Raw genomic sequence first — 4,866 nt, forward strand, 5'->3', positions numbered from 1 at the left:
CAGATTGTTGCCAGGCCGCAATGTGTGACTGCCAGAATGACGCGCCTTCGGTGGCATCAGACATGTCCATCGATTTCTCCTGTGTCGTGAAATTTCAGGAGAAAGTCTGCACGGGGTCAGGGCGGGAAAACAGGTGTGGATTCTTGGGCGCTTACCCTGTTTTCTTTATAGGGCATCTCGAACAACGGTATTTTTATCACCCCGGCACAGGCCGGGGTCCATATTATATTCATCACGGTATAATGGATTCCGGCCTGCACCGGAATGACATCCTCAGCGGCGCCCTGTCGTTCTTCTTGGTACAGCGGCGGTTATCAGCTGTGCAGTTCCTGCAGGCTGATCACCACAGGTTCGCCCTGGTGCTGGATCGCCATTACGATAGCCTCTCCACCGGACATGGTGGTGGTGTAGCTGATCTTATGCTGCAGCGCTGCCCGTCGTATGGAAGCCGAATCCAGCATGGCCTGTTTGCCTTCCGTGGTGTTGACGATAAGGTCAAAATCATCGTTCTTGATCATGTCGACGATGTGCGGACGGCCTTCCATTACTTTGTTGACCCGTACACAGTCTACACCAGCAGACAGGATAGCGTCACAGGTGCCGCCTGTGGCATAGAGCTCAAAGCCCAGCTCGGCAAGATCCCGGGCCACCAGCTTGATGCGCTGCTTGTCGGCTTCCCGCACCGACAGCAAGGCCTTGCCACCTGTGGGCAGCTTGATGCTCCCGCCTTCATTGGCTTTGCCGTAGGCTTCGCCAAAGGTGCTGCCCACGCCCATGACTTCGCCGGTGGATTTCATCTCCGGTCCGAGTACCGAATCGACCCCCGGGAATTTCACGAAGGGGAATACCGCTTCCTTGACGAAATAATGCTTGGGAATGATCTCTACCGTCGCATCCTGCTCCTGCAGGGTCTGGCCTGCCATGCAGCGAGCCGCAATCTTGGCCAGGGGACGGCCGGTGGCCTTGGACACGAAAGGAACCGTGCGGGATGCTCTGGGATTCACTTCCAGAATGTAGATGTCTTCTCCCTTGATAGCGAACTGGGTGTTCATCAGGCCAACCACGCCCAGCTCCCGGGCCATGTCCCGGATATGATGGCGCATGCGGTCCTGCACTTCCTGACTGAGCGTATAGGGCGGCAGGGAACAGGCAGAATCGCCGGAGTGCACACCCGCTTCCTCGATGTGTTCCATGATGCCGCCGATGAGGACATCGTGGCCGTCACAGATCGCATCCACGTCCACCTCGATGGCATCGTTGAGGAAACGGTCCAGCAGCACAGGTGAATCGTTGGAAACACTGACGGCTTCGCGCATATAGCGGGTCAGATCCTCTTCGTTGTAAACGATTTCCATGGCCCGGCCGCCCAGCACGTAGGAAGGCCGCACCACCAGGGGATAACCGACTTCTTCCGCCAGTTTGACCGCTGTCTTCGGGTCTGTCGCCGTACGGTTGGGCGGCTGCAGGATACCCAGTTTCTCGATCATTTTCTGGAAACGTTCCCGGTCTTCCGCCGCATCGATGGAATCCGGACTGGTGCCGATGATGGGTGCGCCCGCTTTCTCCAGGTCCCGCGCCAGCTTGAGCGGCGTCTGGCCGCCGTACTGGACGATGACCCCGGCGGGGTTTTCCTTGTGGATGATCTCCAGCACGTCTTCCAGGGTCAGGGGCTCGAAGTAGAGGCGGTCGGAGGTGTCATAGTCCGTGGACACGGTTTCCGGATTGCAGTTGACCATGATGGTTTCATAACCATCCTCACGCATGGCAAAGGCCGCATGCACGCAGCAGTAGTCGAACTCGATGCCCTGGCCGATGCGGTTGGGGCCACCACCCAATACCATGATCTTCTTCTTGTCAGTGGGCCGCGCCTCGCACTCTTCCTCATAGGTTGAATACATGTAAGCCGTGCTGGACGCAAATTCTGCGGCACAGGTATCCACACGTTTGTAGACAGGACGAATATCCAGGCGGTAGCGCAGCTTGCGGATCTTCTTCTCCTTGACACCCAGCAGGTCCGCGATACGCCTGTCTGAAAAGCCCTTGCGCTTGAGGGCCAGCATACGCCGCTTGCCCAGGGCGTCGATACCCTCCCCGGCGATCCGTGACTCTTCCTCCACCAGGTCCTGGATCTGTACCAGGAACCAGCGGTCGATCCTGGTCGCTTCAAACACATCTTCCATGCTCATGCCCAGGCGGAAGGCATCCGCTACATACCAGAGACGGTCAGCGCGCGGCTGGCGGATTTCCGCCAGCAGGGTGGAACGGGCATCTTCCGCTTCCAGATCCGTTATGGAATCCAGGCCGGACATGCCGGTCTCCAGTCCACGCAATGCTTTTTGCAGGGAATCCTGGAGTGTACGGCCGATGGCCATAACCTCGCCCACGGATTTCATCTGGGTGGTGAGGCGGTCGTCCGCCTGGGGGAATTTCTCGAAGGCAAAACGGGGAATCTTCGTGACCACGTAGTCGATGCTGGGCTCAAAGGACGCCGGGGTCACACCGCCGGTGATCTCGTTGCGCAGTTCGTCCAGTGTATAACCCACGGCCAGCTTGGCCGCCACCTTGGCAATGGGGAAGCCGGTGGCTTTGGAAGCCAGGGCCGAGGAGCGGGATACGCGGGGATTCATCTCGATGATGATCATGCGCCCGTTGTCGGGATTGATGGCGAACTGCACGTTGGAGCCGCCGGTGTCCACGCCGATCTCGCGCAGCACCGCCAGGGAGGCGTCGCGCATAATCTGGTATTCCTTGTCCGTCAGGGTCTGGGCCGGCGCCACGGTGATGGAATCACCGGTGTGCACCCCCATGGGATCCAGGTTCTCGATGGAGCAGATGATGATGCAGTTGTCCTTGTGGTCCCGCACCACTTCCATCTCGTATTCTTTCCAGCCGAGGATAGACTCCTCGATGAGCAGTTCATTGGTGGGAGACAGATCCAGGCCGCGCTCGCAGATCTCGACGAATTCTTCCTTGTTGTAGGCGATGCCGCCACCGGAACCGCCCATGGTGAAGGAAGGCCGGATAATGGTGGGAAAACCCACCTGCACCTGCACCTGCAGGGCCTCTTCCATGGAATGTGCCACGGCGGATTTGGGCATGTCCAGGCCGATCTTGCGCATTGCCTTGCGGAACAGGTCGCGGTCCTCCGCCTTGTCGATGGCCTCGCGGGAGGCGCCTATCATCTCCACGCCGTATTTTTCCAGAACGCCTTCACGCACCAGATCCAGGGCGCAGTTGAGCGCCGTCTGCCCGCCCATGGTGGGCAGCAGGGCATCGGGACGCTCTTTTTCGATGATCAGAGCCACGGTCTGCCAGGTGATGGGTTCGATATACACCGCATCCGCCGACTCGGGGTCAGTCATGATGGTCGCGGGATTGGAGTTGACCAGCACCACCCGGTAACCCTCTTCGCGCAATGCCTTGCAGGCCTGGGCACCGGAGTAATCGAACTCGCAGGCCTGGCCGATGACGATGGGGCCGGCGCCAATGATGAGAATCGTTTTCAGGTCAGTTCTTTTAGGCATCTTATTCTTCAGTCTGCGCGATTGTTATTTGCTGGAATTGGCTTGCATGAGTTGGATGAAGTGATCAAAAACCGGCGCCACATCGTGGGGACCGGGACTGGCTTCAGGGTGTCCCTGAAACCCGAAAGCCGGTTTGTCGGTGCGGTGAATACCCTGCAGCGAGCCGTCGAACAGGGACTTGTGAGTGGCCTGCAGGTTATCCGGCAGGCTCTCCTCATCCACGGCGAAACCGTGATTCTGGCTTGAGATCATCACAGTACCGGCTTCCAGATCCTGCACCGGATGGTTGGCTCCGTGATGGCCGAACTTCATCTTTACCGTGCGGGCGCCACTGGCCAGCCCCAGGAGCTGATGCCCCAGGCAGATGCCGAAAGTCGGAATGTTCTGCGCCAGGACTTCCTGTATGGCGCTGATGGCGTAATCACAGGGCTCAGGATCACCCGGACCGTTGGACAGGAACACGCCATCGGGATTCATGGCCAGCACATCGCTGGCGGGTGTCTGGGCGGGCACCACGGTAATGCGACAGCCACGGTCACGCAGCATGCGTAAAATATTGGTCTTGATGCCGTAGTCATAGGCGACTACGTGCAGGTCTTCAGCGCTGTCTTCTCTGGCCACATGTCCTTCGTGCAGATCCCAGGTGGCCTCCTTCCATGTATAGGCCTTGTCTGTGGTCACTTCCTTCGCCAGATCCATGCCTTTGAGTCCGGGGAAGACCTCTGCCGCAGCGCGGGCGACGGTTTCATCCAGATGGGACCCTGCCTGTATGCAGCCGGCCTGTGCGCCCTGTTCACGCAGTATGCGCGTCAGTTTGCGCGTATCGATATCGGCGATGGCGATCACACCGTTTTCCCTGAGATAGTCCTGCAGGGATTGCTCACAGCGCCAGTTGCTCGCCAGCAGCGGCAGATCACGCACCACAAGACCTGCAGCATGAACTGAAGAAGATTCTGTATCCTCTTGATTAACCCCGGCATTCCCTATATGCGGATAGGTCAGAGTAACGATTTGCCGCAAATAGGACGGATCCGTCAGGATCTCCTGATAGCCGGTCATGGCAGTATTGAAAACCACCTCTCCGACCGTCTGTCCTTCTGCGCCAATGGAACGGCCGTGAAACACCGTGCCGTCTTCCAGTACCAAAATAGCTGAGTTAGTCATTTACGCGCACACAAAAGGGACTGACCCTGCTGGGAGCCGTCCGATACAAACCAAAGAAACGAGAGTTGGGGTCAGACCCCTGTTGAGACGGAAATTTTACGGGAGATATGGGGTACTGTCCATGGAAATCGTCGGGGACCCGGGGACTGCTTTTGGCCGGAAAGCATTTCATCCTGCC

Annotated in this window: 2 protein-coding genes; both read right to left on the bottom strand. The window is 58.3% G+C overall.

All coding sequences use genetic code 11. The features are described from left to right. Positions 1–314: 314 nt before the first annotated feature. Positions 315–3,524, bottom strand: a complete 3,210-nt coding sequence (carB, locus tag ACOCD2_RS12365; RefSeq protein ID WP_293647212.1) for a carbamoyl-phosphate synthase large subunit — start codon at positions 3,522–3,524, stop codon at positions 315–317. Positions 3,525–3,548: 24 nt separating this feature from the next. Further along, entirely contained in the window at positions 3,549–4,688 is a 1,140-nt protein-coding gene (gene carA, locus ACOCD2_RS12370) for a glutamine-hydrolyzing carbamoyl-phosphate synthase small subunit (RefSeq protein WP_293647210.1), read from the bottom strand. Positions 4,689–4,866: the final 178 nt, after the last annotated feature.

It is taken from the genome of Thiolapillus sp. (genome assembly GCF_048562965.1).
Lineage (GTDB): Bacteria > Pseudomonadota > Gammaproteobacteria > Chromatiales > Chromatiaceae > Thiolapillus > Thiolapillus brandeum_A.

What these genes read in the sequence shown, in the direction of transcription:
- carB (WP_293647212.1), bottom strand. Translation starts at nt 3,524, where the DNA reads ATGCCTAAAAGAACTGACCTGAAAACGATTCTCATCATTGGCGCCGGC.
- carA (WP_293647210.1), bottom strand. Translation starts at nt 4,688, where the DNA reads ATGACTAACTCAGCTATTTTGGTACTGGAAGACGGCACGGTGTTTCAC.